Source organism: uncultured Sphingomonas sp., assembly GCF_946477935.1.
Lineage (GTDB): Bacteria > Pseudomonadota > Alphaproteobacteria > Sphingomonadales > Sphingomonadaceae > Sphingomonas.
This window is the reverse complement of record NZ_CAMLAC010000314.1, coordinates 1-3,385: the sequence shown is the minus strand read 5'-3', so window position 1 is coordinate 3,385 and position 3,385 is coordinate 1. Positions and strand designations below refer to the sequence as shown.

The 3,385-nt window shown below is 68.1% G+C and carries 6 protein-coding genes; all 6 read right to left on the bottom strand.

What is annotated here, in order from left to right; genetic code table 11:
- Positions 1-243 (bottom strand): tRNA-guanine transglycosylase (locus Q0U08_RS19125; protein ID WP_298093341.1); only part of this gene is annotated, 243 nt, incomplete at its 3' end.
- A 13-nt stretch (positions 244-256) separates the two neighbouring features.
- Complete coding sequence (locus Q0U08_RS19120; RefSeq protein ID WP_298093339.1) at positions 257-784, bottom strand: EF-hand domain-containing protein; 528 nt, start codon at positions 782-784, stop codon at positions 257-259.
- Positions 781-1,818, bottom strand: coding sequence for a tRNA preQ1(34) S-adenosylmethionine ribosyltransferase-isomerase QueA (gene queA / locus Q0U08_RS19115; protein WP_298093337.1), 1,038 nt, complete (start codon positions 1,816-1,818; stop codon positions 781-783). Before queA ends, Q0U08_RS19120 begins: the two co-directional genes overlap by 4 nt.
- Complete coding sequence (locus Q0U08_RS19110) at positions 1,815-2,534, bottom strand: peptidylprolyl isomerase (protein ID WP_298093336.1); 720 nt, start codon at positions 2,532-2,534, stop codon at positions 1,815-1,817. Before Q0U08_RS19110 ends, queA begins: the two co-directional genes overlap by 4 nt.
- A gap of 88 nt (positions 2,535-2,622) precedes the next feature.
- Complete coding sequence (coaD, locus tag Q0U08_RS19105; RefSeq protein WP_298093335.1) at positions 2,623-3,126, bottom strand: pantetheine-phosphate adenylyltransferase; 504 nt, start codon at positions 3,124-3,126, stop codon at positions 2,623-2,625.
- Positions 3,123-3,385: polyprenyl synthetase family protein (locus Q0U08_RS19100; protein WP_298093334.1), on the bottom strand; the 263-nt coding region annotated here is incomplete at its 5' end. The genes Q0U08_RS19100 and coaD, both read right to left, overlap by 4 nt.

Here is a 3,385-nt window from a genome sequence, read left to right as displayed (position 1 = left end):
GTCGTGCAGCCCGCCCAGCCGGTCCACCCGCTCGGCACCGGGGCGCAGCATCAGGTGATAGGTGTTGCCCAGGATGATGTCCGCGCCCGATGCCGCGACATCGCCGGGCTTCATCGCCTTGACGGTGGCGGCGGTGCCCACCGGCATGAAGGCAGGCGTGCGGATCGTGCCGCGCTCCATCGCGATCGCGCCGGTGCGCGCGCGGCCGTCGGTGGCGTGGATGGAAAAGGCGAAACGGGTCATGGCATCGGTCTTTCTAGCGGGGCCGCCCGGCCTCGCCCTTTGGCTTTCGTCCGCGATCGGCGGGGCGGGACGGCCCCTGCGCATCGATCGGGGCGGTACGGAAGGTCAGCAGTTCGGCGCGGCTGATACCCTCGCCGCCATCCTTGTGGAAACGCGAATACAGCTTGGCGAAATGCGCCTGCAACTCGTCCAGCCCCACCATGTCGTCGCTGTCGCGATCGACCTCGAACGGGCTGGGCAGCGCGTTGCGGTCGCCCAGGAAACGCTGTGCCCAATCCGCAAAGATCAGGTAGCGCATGCGGCCGGTGCTGCCTGTGTCGACCAGGCGAAAGGAACGATCGACACAGGCCGACAGCTCGGCCCGGTCGGTGCGGCCATCGCCGTCCTCGTCGCACGCCGCGATGAACATCGCCACCGGCTCCAGCACCATCGTCGCCGGCGTCTGCGCGGACGGCTTGGCGGGGCCGGGCACGATGATCTCCGCCTCCTGCGCCGTCGGGGTACCGGCCTGAAGCAGCAATCCCAGCACAGCCACGATCATGCGGCACTCTCCGGCAGCAACAGCGACGCATCGCCGTACGAATAGAAGCGGTATCCGTGCGTGATCGCATGCGCATAGGCCGCCTGCATACGCTCCAGCCCCATCAAGGCTGACACCAGCATGAACAACGTCGATCGCGGCAGGTGGAAATTGGTCATCAGCCCGTCGATCCCCTTGAACCGGTAACCGGGGGTGATGAAGATCGCGGTATCCCCCTCGAACGGGCGGACGATCCGATCCTCGCCGCTGGCGCTCTCGATCAGGCGCAGCGAGGTGGTGCCGACCGCGATCACACGCCCGCCTGCCGCCCTTGTCGCGTTCAGCCGATCTGCGGTCGCCTGGTCGATCCGGCCCCATTCGGCATGCATGCGGTGGTCCGCGGTGTCGTCCGCCTTTACCGGCAGGAAGGTGCCCGCGCCGACATGCAGGGTCAGCGTGGCATGGCCGATGCCTGCCGCCTCCAGTGCCGCAATCAGCTCGGGCGTGAAATGCAGGGCCGCCGTCGGTGCCGCCACCGCGCCGGGCTCGTTGGCGAACATCGTCTGGTAATCGTCCGCGTCGCGTGGCTCGATCCCGCGTTTTTGCGCGATATAGGGGGGCAGCGGCATGCGTCCGGCGCGTTCCAGCAGCAGCTCGACGGGTTCGTCACCCGCAAAGTCCAGCACGAAGCTGCCATCCTCGCCCCGCTCGCCTGCGCTGGCGGTGACACCCGCGCCGAATTCGATCACGTCGCCGTTACGCAACCGCTTGGCATTGCGGATAAAAGCGCGCCAGCGGCGCGGCCCCTCGCGCTTGTGCAGCGTCGCCCCAATACGCGCCTCCCCGCGCATGCCCTCCAGCTGCGCCGGAATCACCCGCGTATCATTGAAGACCAGCAGGTCGCCCGCACGCAGGCATCCGGGCAGGTCGCGCACCACCGCGTCGCGCGTCGCGTCGCCATCCAGCACCAGCATCCGCGCCGCATCGCGCGGTGCGGCGGGGTGCAGCGCGATGCGGTCGTTGGGAAGCGCGAAGTCGAAAAGATCGACGTTCACTGGCGCTTCGGCGCGGCCTTCCGCGCTGTCGGCGCAGGCGTCCGGGCGGCCGGCTTGGGAGCCGCGACCGCAGCACCGGGCAGCGTCACCGGCGCGCCCAGCCCGGCGGCGGGGGCGGCAACCGGCAGCGGCTGGAAGGGCGGGGGATTGTCCGCCGCGATATAGGCGTGGACGATCCGCGACGGGTTCGCCGGCGGCTCGCCACGCTCGATCGGATCGACATATTGCATGCCGTCGATCACCCGGCCGAACACCGTATATTTCTTGTCCAGCGCCAGGCGCGGCTGGAAGACGATAAAGAACTGGCTGTTGGCGCTGTTCGGATCCTCCGCCCGCGCGGCCGACACCGATCCGCGCACATGCGGCAGGTAGTTGAACTCCGAGGGTACGTTGGGCAGCTCCGACCCGCCGGTCCCGTCGCCCTTGGGATCGCCACCCTGCGCCATGAAGCCGTCGATGACGCGGTGGAACAGCAACCCGTCATAGAAATGCTGGCGGGTCAGCGTCTTGATCCGCTCCACCATCTTGGGCGCAACATCGGGACGCAGCCAGATCGTCACCCGGCCACCGGTCGACAGATCGAGCAGCCAGAGATTTTCCTTGTCGGTGACCAGCGGCGGCGCCGCACGCGGGGCGACCGGCGCCTGCACTTGCGCGGCGGCGGGCACCGCGAACAAGCTGGCCACCACTGCAACGATACCGGCGAAAACGCGCATTTCTTCCCCAAGGGCTATCAGGATCACGGCGCTCTAGAGCAAATCGCCACTTGCGCCAAACTGAACGTGGCGCCGGCAACGCCGGGCTTCAGCGTCCCTTGCGGCCGATCTGCCCGACGCGCGCCACCACCTCGTCGCGCACGGTGGGCGGCACGAAGCGGGCGATCTCGCCGCCGAACAGCGCGATTTCCTTGACCAGCCGGCTGGCGATGGGTTGCAGCGCTACGTCGGCCATCAGGAACACGGTCTCGACCCGCGGATTGATCTGCTGGTTCATGCCGGCCATTTGGTACTCGTACTCAAAATCGGCCACCGCGCGCAGGCCGCGGACGATCACCCGGGCGCCCTCGCGCTCGGCAAAATCCATCAGCAGCGAATCGAACGCGACGACGTGGATCTCGCCACCCACATCCGCCACTTCGCGCCGGACCATCGCCATGCGCTCGTCCAGCGTGAACATCGGCGACTTGGACGGGTTGGTCGTCACCCCGATCACCAGCCGGTCGACCAGCTTGGCGCCGCGCCGGATGATGTCCATGTGGCCCAGCGTGACCGGATCGAAGGTGCCGGGATAGACGCCGATCCGGGTCAATGGTCGCGCTCCACCACATAGCGGGCGACGGCGCGAAGCAGGTCCGCCTCCGGGCCGTAATGGCGCAGATGCTCGATCGCCTGATCGACCAGCATCCCGCACTGCGCCCGTGCCCGCTCCACGCCCAGCAACGTCAGGAACGTCGCTTTGCCCGCCTCTCCGTCCTTGCGCAGCTTCTTGCCCGCGACCGTCTCGTCGCCCTCGGCATCCAGCAGGTCGTCGGCGATCTGGAAGGCGAGCCCCAGGTCATGCGCATAGC

Bases quoted from the DNA above. Each gene is read 5' to 3' on its own strand.
- Q0U08_RS19120 (WP_298093339.1), bottom strand. From the start codon at position 784: ATGATCGTGGCTGTGCTGGGATTGCTGCTTCAGGCCGGTACCCCGACG.
- Q0U08_RS19110 (WP_298093336.1), bottom strand. From the start codon at position 2,534: ATGCGCGTTTTCGCCGGTATCGTTGCAGTGGTGGCCAGCTTGTTCGCG.